Source organism: Niastella vici, assembly GCF_002077945.1.
In the GTDB taxonomy this organism is placed as follows: domain Bacteria; phylum Bacteroidota; class Bacteroidia; order Chitinophagales; family Chitinophagaceae; genus Niastella; species Niastella vici.
On sequence record NZ_LVYD01000001.1, the window covers coordinates 249,802 to 264,162 of the forward strand.

Consider the following 14,361-nt stretch of genomic DNA (forward strand, 5'->3'; position numbering starts at 1 on the left):
TAACTACCTGTTCTTGCCCATGAAAATGATGTTGGTTTGTTTAAATAAAAATCCCTCCCGGTATACCAGGAGGGATTACATTTTTATTCAGTTGTTAGTATCTTAATTTACCCTGCCCAGCATTTCCTGCAACTTCATCACTAATTCTGTTTTGGTAATGGGCACACCCATTATCTTATTGTATCCCTTTGCATCTACAAAATACTGGTCGCGGATAATTTTAATCAGTTGTCCGTTATTGATCTCCGGTATCAGCACCTGTTCAAAATTCTTCAATATAGTGCCCAGGTTTCTTGGGAATGGACGCACATACCGTAAATGGGCATGACTTACTGCATACCCTTGTTGTTGCATTTCAGCCACTGCACTCTTGATAGCGCCATAGGTACTGCCCCAGCCCAGCACCAGTATTTTACCGGTTTCAGGACCGCTGTCTAAAGTTTGTTCAGGTATATGATCTGCTATTTTATCTACTTTCTCCTGCCTGATCTTCACCATCAGCTGGTGGTTCTCGGGATCATAGCTTACGTTACCGGTATTGTTTTGTTTTTCCAAACCACCAATACGGTGTTCAAGCCCCGGTACACCCGGAATAGCCCAGGGGCGAACCAGCTTCTCGTCACGCAGATAAGGCTGGAATTTTTCTTCCCCATGTCCCAACTCGGTCTTGAACTTAACCGTTATTGACGGAAGGTCATCACTCTTGGGGAAGCGCCAGGGTTCAGCGCCATTGGCAATATATCCATCGCTCAGGAAAATAACCGGGGTCATATGTTGAACAGCAATGCGTACCGCCTCATACACTGCACCAAAGCAATCACTGGGTGTGCTGGCCGATACGATCGGCATGGGGCATTCGCCATTACGGCCATAATAAGCCTGTAACAGATCGCTTTGCTCAGTTTTGGTAGGCAAGCCGGTTGAAGGGCCACCGCGTTGAACATCCACAATAAGCAGTGGGATCTCGAGCATAACGGCCAGGCCCATGGCTTCTGCCTTTAATGCCATACCGGGCCCCGAAGTGGTAGTAACCCCCAATGCACCGCCATAAGCAGCGCCAATGGCTGAAGTAATACCAGCAATTTCATCTTCGGCCTGAAAGGTCTTCACCCCAAAACTCTTGTGCCGGCTCAGCTCATGTAAAATGTCTGAAGCGGGCGTAATGGGGTAAGAACCCAGGAACAGGGATAAGCCGCTTTTTTGCGAAGCAGCAATTAAACCATAGGCCACAGCCTGGTTACCCATGATAGAACGGTATTCACCGGCATCCATCCGGGCTTTTTCTACTTTATAACGGGTGGTAAAAGTTTCGGTGGTATCGCCAAAATTATAACCGGCCTGTAATGCCTTCACGTTACTATCCAGTATCTCGGGCTTCTTACCAAATTTGTCTTTCAGGAACTGGATGGTATTGTCCATATCGCGGTTATACATCCAGTATAAAAAGCCGAGCACAAACATGTTCTTGGCCCGGTCCTTCTCCTTGGTGCCCATGGTGATTTCTTTCAGCGCCTCGCGGGTCATCTTGGTCACATCCATTCTGATGACCTCATAATTACCCAGGCTGCCGTCATCAAGCGGGTTCACCCCATCGGGATAATTGGCCAAACGCAGGTTCTTGGTATCAAAACCATCGGTATTGGCAATGATCTTACCGCCCTTTTTCAATCCCTTCAGGTTCGCCTTCAACGCCGCCGCATTCATAGCTACCAGTACATCACATTCATCACCCGGGGTAAACACCCGGTCGCTCGAGAACCGCAATTGGTAACCGCTCACGCCGGGCAGGGTACCCTGGGGCGCGCGTATCTCGGCCGGAAAATCAGGGAAAGTGGCAAGGTCAATGCCCAGCAAGGCAGTATTGTTAGTAAACTGGGTGCCGGTCAATTGCATTCCGTCGCCGGAATCGCCTGCAAATTTGATCACTACATCCTGCAGGAGCTGTTCTTTACGAATCATTGGACTAATTGTTCTAGTTATTTTGCAAAATTAGTATAAGTTAAGACAGATTGCTGATATAATTACACCAGGTGCCGGTAATTGGTTGCCATATTCATATGTAAAATGCACATTAAACACGGGTTCCGGCGGCATTTACGATTAGCGGAAAAATGATACAGCCATTTGATTTTCTGCTATTTCGATGAAATCAGGCTATTGCTGCCGCCTTCAATTCAGTGCTTTAAATATTTGTTGGAACCGCCTTTCCTCCAGAATATGCGCCTGTAGGCCAATAATATTAACTTTTAAAATAATCGGAAACCCATTCACCACTCACCATTCACCAATTTATACATTCTTTAACCAAAGCGCCTTTTACAATACGCAGTTCTCATTATAATTTCATACAACAAAATCCCCAACAACAATTTATGGAAACAAATGCTGAGGAAGGCGATTCTAATACCGCCGCCTTCTTTTATCGGCCCCTTATGCTCTTTCTGGTATTAATAATAACCACCAAAACCGCCCGCGAGGGTAACTTCAAATTCCACAAGAACAATGTGCCCAACGACCCGCCTGAAGGAACGGTCAGGGCATCGCCCCCAAAAAAGAAAAAGAAGAAGATCTACCTCACCTTTGATGATGGCCCCAACAAAGGCACCCGCAAAGTACTTCGCATTGTACAACAGGAACAGGTTCCCGTTACCTTTTTTATTGTTGGAGAACATGTATTTGCCAGCACCTCGCAACATGCTACCTGGGACAGCCTGAAAATGACCGATTCAATTGAATTGTGCAATCACAGCTACACGCATGCGCACAATCACTATGCTCGCTTTTATCAACAACCTGATTCGGTAGTAAAGGATTTCAGGCGTTGCCACGACAGCCTGCAGCTGGGTAACGATATTGTACGAACGCCGGGACGAAACATTTGGCGCGTTGATACCCTTACGTTCACCGATCTGAAGAAAAGCGCCGCAGCCGCCGACTCTTTACAACAGGCAGGTTTTACCATTATGGGCTGGGACCTTGAATGGCATTATGATCACAAGACATTCACCCTGAAGAACAGGTCTGAATTTCTGTTAGATGAAATTGACAGCATGTTTGCCCACAACAAAACAAGATTGCCCGAAAACCTGGTGTTGCTGGCCCACGACCAGGTATACGACGATACAGACGACAGCTGTGAGCTGGCCGAACTGATCAAAAGATTAAAAAGCCGCGAAGATTATGAGCTGGTTGTCGCCAGTAAATATCCGGGTGTAAAGTAACATCGGATCCTGCATGTAGCCTGTTGAAGTGGCCTTACTTCAACGGGCTACTTTTTTTGTTCACTGAGCAATATTTTTACCGTCACCATCAATTGACCCGTATGCCGCATCGTGTGTTCGGCAGCATGAAAAAGTAAACCCAATACCGTGGAAGGAAGTTGCTGGCGGCCAACTCCCCTTGGTTCAGTTACTGTAGCTGCATCGATAGCTTTTAAAGCGTCAAGTGAAGAAGCGATCTGTGCATCCAACCCATTGAGCAGTGATCGTACTGTAATTGCTCCGGTTCCCTCCCCTTCTGCTTTCAGGTAATTCAGTTGTTCACCAGTAAGTGATTTACCGGCAGCATAAGTAAATAACCGGTCAAGAACCCCTGCTATATGCTTCAAATGAAAGCCCGGTGATGCCACACCTGCCGGGCGTTGCCATAACAGCTCATCAGGAAACGCATTCATCATTTCATGGATCTCTTCCTGCGCCTGCAATAAAGCATGAGCAACGGGTTGCACCAATGCCGGTATACCCGCCAGAGCACCACGCAGCCATACTTCAGGTTTTGCCTGTGCCATAAATTGAGTATAAAAGAAGTTAAAGATACAGTCTTGAATAAAAAAGCCGCCCCGGTTACGGAACGGCTTGTTATTACTAACATAATTCGATCAATATAGTTTCAACGCCTGGTAAATAGCTTCATGCACTTTCGGCCGTACGCTCATTCGCAGGAACTTGTTTACATCGGGACTGTTAACCCGGTTCGACAGAAAAACATAGACCAGGTTGTTTTTAGGATCTACCCAGAAACAGGTTCCGGTAAAACCGGTGTGGCCAAATGTTAACGGGGAAGCAGAAGCGCAGGGATACGGATCTTCCCGGGTGGCATTATCGCGTTCGGGTTTATCGAAACCCAGCCCGCGGCGGCTGATGTCGCTATGGTATTGATTGAAATAATCAACTGTTGCCCGGCTAAAAAAGTTTTGTCCGTTCAGCACTCCGCCATTCAGCAGCATTTGCGCCAGTACGGCCATTTCATACCCATTGCTGAACAAACCCGCATGGCCCGCCACACCGCCAAACATAGCCGCGCCGGGGTCGTGTACATACCCATGTATCAATTGACCGCGGAATTCTTTTTCCCGTTCGGTAGGTGCTATATAATCCAACGGGAAACGTTCAGCGGGATTAAACCCGGTAACCGCCAGGTTCAGCTTGTCGTAAAATGTTTTCTTTACGTATTTGTCAAGCGGCATTTTCGTAACTGCTTCTACTATCTTGCCCAGAAAAATATAATCGTTATCGCTGTAAACATATTTACCATGTGGACCTAAATCGCTTTTCAGGATGCGGTTGAACATGGTATCTTCCCAATCATTGCGCAGGTATAAGTTTGCCGCAACCGGAACCGTATAATTTTCCTCAGGCGTGGTTTTGTATAATGTTGACAGCGGCAGGTTACCGTTCGTAGCATCGAGTGTTTCGCGGTAAAAAGGAATGAACGCTTTTAACCCGGCCTGATGCAGTAATATATCCCACAACTTCAGTGGCGCTTTATTGCTGCCACGTGTTTTGGGCAGGTAATCACCCAATGTTTTTTGCAGGTCCAGCTTGCCTTCATCGTATAACTTCATTACCGATAAAGTAGTGGCCATGATCTTGGTAACCGAAGCCAGGTCATAGATGGTTTCAGGATAAACCGGTTCTATACTGTCAAAAGTAAGATAACCGAACGCTTTTTCATAAGCGATCTTGCCGTCTTTTGCCACCAGCACTACAGCGCCGGGAATAGCCTTTTGTTTAATAGCGTCATTTACGATTGAATCAATGGCGTTGGTCAATTTCACGCTATTAAATCCCAGCTGGTTGGCAGGAACCGAAGGCAACAATCTTCGGGCAATAATGCCATCGCCATATTTGAAAGCAGAACAAACCGTTACCGGTAATTTACCATTGGCCAGAAAACGCCCGTGCAACAGGTCGCAGGCCGTAACCTGGGTAATGTCATCATCTTCATAAGCCGCTACCAGCACGCGGGCATCGCACATATTTTTGATGGCATACGGGTTACCAAACACCATGGTAATGGTCTTATGCTGCGCCTGTATACCGTTTATCAATTGCAGCGCCGCATTGCTGATGCCGAAATTATTGGCCGGATAGCGGGCGTATTTGTGCACCCCAATGATCACCACATCAAAAGAATCTTTCATTCTTTGCAACAAGGGCTGCACTTCGGTGCTGTCTTTTTTATAATCGAAATAATATACGCTTGCATTGTAGTCCTTGCGCACATGTGTTGCAAAAGCATTATCCTGCGTTAAGCCTATACCTACATATGCCACCCGTGGTCCTTTAAACAGGGGAAACACGGCCGGTTCATCATTACGCAACAGCGTAAGCGCGCTTTTTGCAATGTCGCGGCGCATGGCAGGCACCTTGCTATTGAGGTCGGCCAGCAGGTTGGCGGTATCGATAGGGCTCCAGTTAGCCAGTCCATACTGGTACTTGGCATATAATACTTTCCGCACATGTTCATTTATATCGGCCCAATGGAGCTTATGGCGACGGATGGCCTTGCGTACTTTCTTAATGCTTCCGCGAATATCGCCAGGCAAACACAACATATCATTACCGGCTATAAGGGCCTGGCGCGATGCTTCGCCATCGGGAAAATATTTGGCCACGCCCTTCATCTCCAACGCATCGGTAAAAGTGAGCCCGTTGTAATTAAGCTCTTTGCGTAACAGCTGGGTAACGCTGTTATAGGAAATGGATGTAGGCGTATGTTCGGTACTGTCAATCGCCGGCACCGATAAATGGGCCACCATTACACTGCCCACACCGGCCCTGAAGATCCTGTTAAAAGGATACAGTTCCAGCGAATCGAGCTGCTGCTTTGTTTTATTGATCACCGGCAGATCGAGATGGGAATCCACATCTACATCGCCATGACCGGGAAAATGTTTGGCGCAACCCATTACGCCAACATCCTGCATACCTTTCATATAGGCAATCCCATATTCGGCCACCTTGTATTTATCTTCCCCGAACGACCGGTCGTTGATGACCGGGTTATTGGGATTATTATTAATATCAACCACCGGTGCATAGTTTACCTGAATGCCTATCCGTTTGCATTGTTCCCCTACCACCCGGCCATATTCGTAAATGAGAGAACGGTCCTGCACAGCCCCCATCATCATTTGCCGGGGCAAAGGCAATACGCTATCCATACGCATACCAACGCCGTTTTCGGCATCAATGGTCACCAGCAAGGGTGTTTTGGCAATTGTTTGCAAATAATTGAGAATTGCAGCCTGTTTTATGGGGCCGCCCTGAAAAAGACAAAGACCACCAATATTGTATTTACGAATGGCCTCTTCAACCTGTTTATCATAAAAAATTACGGTGCGGTCGGGCCCAATCGATGACACCCGCACAACCATAAGCTGTGCTATTTTCTGATTTTTTGAAAGTGTTTTGAAAACGCTGTCAACCCAATGATCGGCTGCAGGATTACCGGAAGAACGTTGCGCTAGAACAGGACCACCAACCAAACTGACCAATAGAATTAAACCAATTGTTTTTAACATATTCCTCATGTACATGAAGTGATTTTAGTAAGCCAGCAATGAGCATCAAATTTAATGTTAATAAGGCTTTGGGATCATTAAAATTCTTCTAATATTGGGTGCGGTTTTGTGCAAGTGAGCGGGGCTGAAACCCAGTATTTACAGCACATTAAGGTAATTGTTTATACCGATCAGCTTCAAAGCTGAATATCCATAAGCCCTGTTTTGTTGCCGGCTTTTGAGACCTGTTATATGCAATTAAATAATCTTACATTTGCCCTCTCAAAATCAGGAGTAGCTTTTGGCAGATATCATTCAATTATTACCCGACAACATTGCCAATCAGATCGCTGCCGGCGAAGTGATCCAGCGGCCAGCCAGCGCCGTAAAGGAGTTGCTGGAAAATGCCGTTGATGCCGGCGCCACCGAAATTAAATTGATTATCCAGGATGCCGGTAAACAACTGGTACAGGTAATTGATAACGGTAAAGGCATGAGCGAAACCGATGCCCGCATGTGTTTTGAACGCCATGCTACTTCCAAGATCCGCAATATCGACGACCTGTTCCATATTCGCACCATGGGTTTCCGGGGCGAGGCCCTGGCTTCCATTGCCGCCGTTGCCCAGGTTGAGCTCAAAAGCAAACGCGCCGAAGATGAAACAGGCACCTGCATTGAAATAGAGAACAGCATGGTAAAAAAGCAGGAACCGGTGGCCGCCGCCAATGGTACCAGCATTGCCATGAAGAACCTGTTCTTCAATGTACCTGCCCGCCGCAATTTCCTGAAAAGCAATGCCGCCGAAATGCGGCATATTGTAGATGAATTTATGCGGGTAGCCCTGTCGTTCCCCAATATATTCTTTTCCCTTAGCAGCAGCGGTACACAGATATTCCACCTCGAAAAAGGCAGTCTTAAACAACGCATAGTGCAGGTACTTGGCCAGCATTACAATGCCCGGCTGGTAACCGTTCAGGAAAAAACCGATTACCTGAACATCTATGGTTTTGTAGGAAAACCCGATACCGCCAAAAAAACCCGCGGCGATCAATACTTCTTTGTAAACAACCGGTTCATTCGCAGTGCTTATTTAAACCATGCGGTCATGAGCGCATTCAAGGAAATGATACCGGCCGATAGTTTTCCCCTGTATGCGCTCTTTATTGATCTTGACCCAACGCAGGTCGATATCAACGTGCATCCTACCAAACAGGAAATAAAGTTTGAAGATGAAAAGATCGTATATGCATTTGTGCAGGCAGCCGTTAAACATGCCCTGGCCCAGTTCAGCATAACACCTACGCTTGAGTTCGACCTTGATCCCGGCATTCAACAGCTCGATGCCATAAACAAACCATTTACTGACGATAAAAAGGACGCCGCCCTTTCCTCAGACCTGGCCAAAAACTTTACGCAAAAGAACCAGGCCCATTTTATACAGCCTACCGACAAAACAGAGCTCAAACACTGGAAAGATTTTTTTGAACCGGGCGGCAACAGCCAATCGGGAAATGAAAGATCTGCTTCAGGTTCGCAGGGCTTTTCGGGCAGCACCGGACAAAAAGAAGAAAAGTTTGAATCGCTTCTCGATAAATTAAAAAAACAGGATCCTGGAAGCGACTCTCCGCTTCCCACGCATTATACGCCTTTTGCCAAACAGCTGGTCGATGACAATGCCCTGCTTTTTCAGCTGCATTGCACCTATATTGTGGCGCCTACCGCCCGGGGATTTATGCTCATTCACCAACAGCTGGCGCATGAACGCGTCTTATACGAACGCTTTGTTACCGCCGCCCACGGAAAAAGCATAGCTACCCAGCGCAGCCTGTTCCCCGTTACCCTGCAACTATCAGCCTCAGACGCCGTATTGCTGCAGGAACTGACCACTGACCTCAACCAGCTGGGCTACCTCATTGAACCATTTGGCGCCAATGCCTTCGTTATACAGGGCACCCCGGCCGATGTATCGGCCGGTAATGAAAAACTGGCCATCGAAAGCCTGTTGGAACAATTCAAACATTTCAGCAGCGATCTTAAGTTTTCGCGCCGCGAAAAGCTCATCCGCTCCCTGGCCTGGCAACAGGCTATAAAGCCCGGAACGCCGCTTTCACTGGAAGAAATGCGAATGTTAACAACCGATCTTTTCAAATGCAACCAGCCCAATGTGACGGCCGGCGGCAATCCCACCTATATAGAATTTAAAAAAGATTACCTGGAGCAATTATTTAAGCGTTAACAAAGATTGCCCTTTAGGCTGTTTCCGCTTTTTATCTTCCCAGATATTATACCGCAGATAAAATTGAAGGCTTTTATTTTTATCGAATGTATAAGGTGAAGTTGGTGTAACCTGAAAACTCACATAATTATTGAAAGCCTGGTTATACTGCAACCCAACGGTGAACTTGCTCCAGTAATAGCTCATATCGATCAATAACCGCAGTTCATTACCGTTCAGGCGATGCGACAGCCAGTCGTTCCCGAACCGGGTAAAGTAATTTTCAAGCACATATTCCTGTTGCGGCCCCGCCATACTGCGCTTTATTTTCTCATATTGCGCTATGCCACTTAACAAAGAAGAGTACTGTAAACCCGTACCCAGATAAAAATTCTTGAGCGGACTATGATAAATGGTCAGCGGTAAATTGAAATAATACAATTTACGGGCGGTAATTGAGGTGATCTGTTCTGAGGGAACAGGCCCTCCCGAATAGAGTTTTTCCTGATATAACAACACCGGGCTTATATACTGTGGCGCCGAAAACTGCAACCCTACCTGGATGTATGTTTTATTATTGAAATGATATTGAAAATGCGGTGATGGAATATAATCTGAAAGAGTATTTACACCTGCATTCCTGTTATAACCCATGGCCTGCTGATCGCCAACCGGAAAACCAAGTGGCAGCGATAAGCCCACAGCAAAGCTTTTATCTTCGGGCGAGGTTGATTCCCTTGAGGCCTTGCGGTTTGCCGGTTTGTTGCGGGTAGCCATATCAGGGAACAGGTCGGCCTGGGTATAATAAGTAAATTCCCGTTGAATAACACCGGAAGGCGACACCACCAATGCCGCTGTATAATTAATATCATAAGTAACCGGCGAGGCCTTCAATTCAGAACCGGTAGATGGCTGGGAAGGCAACGTGATCTTCGGCTTATAAGTATACGGGTGCTTCTCCGCTTCTTCATTACCGGCTGTATTTTCACCATTTTCATCAACCCCTGCTTTCTTTATGGGGTTCTTTCCTTTTTTATTGGTAACCCTGCGCCCGGTTGTATTCTTTACAACGGAAGCTTCATTGGCTTGAATATTTGTATAGTTATTGGCTGGTTGATGGCGATTATTGGTTGTATGTTTATTACCAGCACTGGTTTTATTATTCTTTGAATCAGAAGCGTAAATTTTGTTTCGATCAGGGGAAGTTTTAGAGTGATAGCTTGATGGGGTTTCGGTCGCAGCCGGACTGTTATTATTTGCTAACAACCGGGGGTTATTTTCATTATTACCGCTACTTCGGGCCTTTTCAGCTTCCTCAATGGTGATGGCATTATTTTTAGCTGAACTATTGGTGGCAGCAATATCTTTTTTCGACTCGCCGTAATTATTTTCATTGGCCTTACCGGTAGTAACGGGCACAGGCTGATCGCCGGCAACAGCATTGTCGTTGCCTGCTGGGCTTGTGCTCGATGCATAAGCAGCACCAGGCAGTTTGGTTTTTGGTTTAGCAGTGCTGCCAGCTGAATTATCAGCATCAGCAAAGCCACCCGGTTGCTCCGCATTATTTTCGGTTGAAGCAACGGATGACGCCGTTTTATTGTTAACGGTTTTTATGGTACCGGCAACGGATTCATTCCGCTGCTCCCTGGTAAGGAATGTTTTACCTCCAAACCATGTACCAACCACCACGGCAACTATAACAGTGCCGGTGATCCACCAGCGGTATGATCCACCAGATCCCCCTCCACCCCGCGGCATATTTTTGTCGAGCAACGTCTTCATACGCTGCCAGTTTTGGTCAGGGTCATCAGGTGGCGGAAGCTGCACCAGTTTCTCCGCTAAGTGTTTTTCGTATGGATGTTTCGAGTTCATCACATTTACACTTGCAATGTTTGTAATAGTTTTTGCAATTGTTTGCGGGCTTCGCTCAGGTGCCATTTGCTGGTACCTTCACTAATACCCAATAGGTTAGCTATTTCCCGGTGATTATATCCTTCAACTACATACAGGTTAAACACCGTTTGGGTGGCCGGTGATAACTTTTGTACGAGTAATAAAACTTCATGGGAAGACATTCGTTGTATTGCATCTGCATCAATGGATGGTTCATCTACTTTTTCAAGTTCAATGTGCGTATGAAATTTGCTGCGCTGCCTCACAAAATCAATGGCCGAATTGATGACAATCGTTCGTACCCAGGTATATAATGAGGCCCGGCTCATATCATACATATGGATATTCTTGAATACCTTCAAAAAACCATTGTGCAATACTTCAATTGCATCTTCCTGGTTACGGGTGTATCGCAGACAAATAGATGCCATAGGCCCGTAAAACTTCTTATACAAGTGTTCCTGGGCCTTGCGGTTGTTATTTATACAACCATTTATGAGTTCTATATCAGTAGCATTGGTGGACAATCAAGCCTGTTATTTGGTGTTCTTTCCCCGAATTTGATACCTGGTAAATTTACTCATGGTAGCAGTGCTTTGGTCCATGTAGTACCCGCAGGTATTTTTTTAAACCTGAATTGTACTATGAATGCTAATTTTCTCTTTAGTTTAACGGCCAATTGCCAGTTGCTGATAATAATACGGGGTATGATAGCGCTACGGTTGGGGGAGAAAAGAGAAAAATCTATAAACTTTGTTAATACCGGTCCCGGATACCGGTCAGGAAAGACTCAACTCTACTGCGGATAGAACCTGCGCTGCCTGTGTGATTATTGATAAGAACCGAAAAGATCAGCAGCTTATTCTTCTTTGTATACAAATAACCGCTCAATGCTACAATGCCCGACAAGGTCCCGGTCTTGGCAAAGATATAATTACTATCCTGTTTATACAAATTGGCCAGCGTGCCCTTGCCGCCCGTGGGCAATATCCCCTGCAGCCGCTTCATGCCAACTTCCCGCTGCATTTTCTGCAAAAGCACTACGAAGTCGTTGGGTGTAAATAAATTATACCGGCTTAACCCGCTGCCATCGACCCACCGGGGCTTTTGAGGCAGATCGGCCAGATCGGTCTTCAGCAGGGTATCTATAATTCTGCTGTCATTCATTTCGCCCAGTTTTACCTGGCTCACCATCAGCAGCGATTGTTCTGCAAAAAAATTATCGCTGCGGTACATCATGGGCTGTAACAGCGAATCAACCGGCTGCGAATAAATGGTGTGCAGGTTGGCGGGCAGTTTTTTGAATTCGGGTAAATAGGTGATCTGTTTGCCAATTGTATCGGGCAGTAATTCAATGGCCGATTGAATGCCATGGGTAACAAAAGGCACATCCTGCTCTTTTTTCTTTTCTTTTCCCTCAGTGATCAGGAAGAAATTTTCGTCGCGGTTCCGCTGCACAAAAAAGGCTTTGCGCATAATGCCGGCATTAAAACGCACTTTCCAGTTTATTTCGGGAATGGAATAAATAGAAGGGGTTTGATCTTCCTGGGCAGCATTGCTAACGCTATCGCCCATCTCCTGCACCCAGTGAATATAGTTGCCATACACCGGTAAAGCGCTGCGCTCTACCATATAATTGTCGTTATAGTCGTTCCACGACCAGCCGTTGCCCAGGGCCTCATCTTTCCAGTTAATATCAGTTATATAGACCGGTTTTTTTGTTTGCTGCAGGAAATCGATAACCGGGTTTTTTTTAAAATCGGGGTGTAGCAAACTGGGGTCGCCGGTTCCAACCAAATAAACCGCCGTATCGTTTGCCCAGTATTTAATGCCCGGCAGGCTATCGCCCAGGTATTTCAACGCGGCATAACAGCTGAAGAGCTTGGTGTTGGAAGCCGGAACAAAATACTTTTTAGCATTATGGTCAAAAAGGTATTTATTATCTGTTGCATTGAACAGGCTGATGCCTACATGCGCATGTTGCATGGTGGAATCCTGAAAAAGGGCCGCATTGGCTGCTTTGGAAATTTGGCGTTGGGTACTGCAGGCCGCCAGCCAACCGCAAGCTATAAGCAGAAAGCTTTTAAGAACTGGATTAGTGACTACAGGAGTGGAACGGAAAATAAAACAGGATCTGCTTCGCATGTTCATGCTGAAAATTAATTATTTATTGTGACAAGCAGTAGCCCTGGCAATCTGGTTTAATACCTTTTTATAATATTACTCCCGTTCCTGCGCCCGCAGCCATCTTTCCGGAATTTCATTACTGCTTGCAAGCAGATAATCTTTATACGAACAGGCTATATATTTCTTATCGGGCAGCTGCATCCACCAGCGGCCGGTTTTCTTGCTTTGTAAAAAAACCGTTTCTATTTCGGCGAATGCCATATGGAACTCGTTAAATGAATCTTTTTCTTCCAGCTTTGCTTCGCGCAGGCTCCTGTTATAGCCATCAACCAGGTACCACAACATATGGCTGATCTGTTTGGCCGTAAGCTCATCCTTATCGCGGTCGGGCGAATACCCGTAAATACCAATAGTATTGATAGTGGGACTCAACCCTGCATATTGCATCAGCACACAGGCTTCCTCACCCGTTAGTCCGTTCGGCGTAATAGTATTGGCTGGCGCAAAACCATTGGCGATGGCCGAAATATCAAAACTGAACAGTTGCGAATTGCGGATCACCGGCTCCATTTCTTCAATATTCTCTTTCACATGGCCTACCCTGAAACAATCAAAACGCAATTTATCCATCGTTTCAAGCATATGCGGGTGCACATAATAGCTTTGAAAAGCGACGTGGTTATAATGTTTTACAAAATTGGGCTCGCCGGTAAGCATTTCCATTAAAAAATTCTCCGACCGGTTGCGCGATTCCATGCTCAGGTCAATAAGCGCATCAACACAGGTGGCTTCAATGATCTGGTGTTTGCTGGTATAGGAATGGTACTGCGCCAGGGTAAGATCGTGAGAACCGCCCAGTACCACGATGGTCTTTCCGGCATCTGCCAGTTCAGACAGCACCGTTTTCAGGGCGGCATAGGTATCGTTTAAACCGGCGCCAATGATGATATTGCCGATATCGACCAGGTTAACATCGCTGTGCCACTGATATAAGGAATAAAACTGGCGGCGAATGGCATCAGGGGCCGAAATACCCGTAAGCGCCTTCCCGTTTCCCCTCCATTCATTGCAACCCACCAATACAATGTCAGCCGAACGCACATCGGGCACTTCTTCATCTTCATACACCACGATCTTTTTACCGATCTGCCCATCTTTATAGCCCTCATCATCCGAAATCATGTACCGGTTAACAGGCTGCAAAAAATCCCCGATATATAATGCATCTGACATATGGTGCAAGATAATTGAATAAGGCACAAGGTGGTAACAGAAAAAATACATATTTGTAGGGTCCCTAAACGGGTATTCACCATTGACCCCAGAACCCTATCTTTGCCGT

Annotated in this window: 9 protein-coding genes; 2 read left to right on the forward strand and 7 right to left on the reverse strand. The window is 46.2% G+C overall.

All coding sequences use genetic code 11. The annotated features are described in order from the left end of the window. Positions 1 to 102 precede the first annotated feature (102 nt). Complete coding sequence (locus A3860_RS01160; protein WP_081144696.1) at positions 103 to 1,959, reverse strand: 2-oxoacid:acceptor oxidoreductase subunit alpha; 1,857 nt, start codon at positions 1,957 to 1,959, stop codon at positions 103 to 105. A gap of 413 nt (positions 1,960 to 2,372) precedes the next feature. On the opposite strand from A3860_RS01160, the gene A3860_RS01165 reads away from it, so the two are divergent. Then, entirely contained in the window at positions 2,373 to 3,221 is an 849-nt protein-coding gene (locus A3860_RS01165) for a polysaccharide deacetylase family protein (protein WP_081144697.1), read from the forward strand. 47 nt (positions 3,222 to 3,268) lie between these two features. Here the strand turns inward: A3860_RS01165 and A3860_RS01170 are convergent, their stop codons facing one another. Beyond that, positions 3,269 to 3,787 carry a DinB family protein gene (locus A3860_RS01170; RefSeq protein WP_081144698.1) on the reverse strand — a complete coding sequence of 173 codons (519 nt, stop codon included), beginning with the start codon at positions 3,785 to 3,787 and terminating at the stop codon, positions 3,269 to 3,271. A 90-nt stretch (positions 3,788 to 3,877) separates the two neighbouring features. Then, positions 3,878 to 6,814, reverse strand: a complete 2,937-nt coding sequence (locus tag A3860_RS01175; RefSeq protein ID WP_245843443.1) for a glycoside hydrolase family 3 N-terminal domain-containing protein — start codon at positions 6,812 to 6,814, stop codon at positions 3,878 to 3,880. A 271-nt stretch (positions 6,815 to 7,085) separates the two neighbouring features. On the opposite strand from A3860_RS01175, the gene mutL reads away from it, so the two are divergent. Next, positions 7,086 to 9,020: a DNA mismatch repair endonuclease MutL gene (gene mutL / locus A3860_RS01180; protein ID WP_081144700.1), complete on the forward strand. Its 1,935-nt coding sequence runs from the start codon at positions 7,086 to 7,088 to the stop codon at positions 9,018 to 9,020. Here the strand turns inward: mutL and A3860_RS01185 are convergent. The 4 genes from A3860_RS01185 to A3860_RS01200 form a co-directional block, all read right to left on the reverse strand. Continuing rightward, the gene (locus A3860_RS01185) at positions 9,006 to 10,874 is read right to left on the reverse strand and encodes a hypothetical protein (RefSeq protein ID WP_143773887.1); all 1,869 of its coding nucleotides are present in this window, start codon (positions 10,872 to 10,874) and stop codon (positions 9,006 to 9,008) included. The two genes, mutL and A3860_RS01185, sit on opposite strands and share 15 nt — an antisense overlap. A 2-nt stretch (positions 10,875 to 10,876) precedes the next feature. Then, positions 10,877 to 11,419 (reverse strand): RNA polymerase sigma factor, encoded by a 543-nt coding sequence (locus A3860_RS01190; protein ID WP_081144702.1) that lies wholly within the window; start codon positions 11,417 to 11,419, stop codon positions 10,877 to 10,879. A 229-nt stretch (positions 11,420 to 11,648) separates the two neighbouring features. After that, entirely contained in the window at positions 11,649 to 13,037 is a 1,389-nt protein-coding gene (gene dacB / locus A3860_RS01195; protein WP_158085111.1) for a D-alanyl-D-alanine carboxypeptidase/D-alanyl-D-alanine endopeptidase, read from the reverse strand. A 75-nt stretch (positions 13,038 to 13,112) separates the two neighbouring features. Further along, positions 13,113 to 14,252, reverse strand: coding sequence for a formimidoylglutamase (locus A3860_RS01200; RefSeq protein ID WP_081145142.1), 1,140 nt, complete (start codon positions 14,250 to 14,252; stop codon positions 13,113 to 13,115). Between the last annotated feature and the right edge of the window lie 109 nt (positions 14,253 to 14,361).